The 254-nt window shown below is 38.6% G+C and carries 1 protein-coding gene; it reads left to right on the forward strand.

Features of this window, described 5'->3' with window-relative positions; all coding sequences use genetic code 11:
• A partial coding sequence (locus ACY2RW_RS16230) for a hypothetical protein (protein WP_490123773.1) occupies positions 1-254 on the forward strand: 254 nt, incomplete at both ends.

A 254-nucleotide genomic window follows, 5' to 3' on the forward strand; every position in this document is an offset into this window, starting at 1 on the left:
TAGTGCAGCCCTTGCTCTTTACTTTGTTTATTGGGGGCCCTAAAAAACGCCCTATTACACTGCGATATCTTTTGCATGCTGTAGCTTCTTTTACTTATTTTGGTTTGGGCGGATTTATTTTATCTATGAGTAGCTCTGTGTTTTTTAAAGTAGCGCCCGCTTCTTTTAGAAAAGCTATATCGCAGCTCATGAAAAGTGTATTGTACACCAACCCTTTTGTGAAAAAGAAAGTGCTTAATCCGCATCATGAAGAT

The organism is Polaribacter sp. 2305UL8-11, assembly GCF_058147165.1.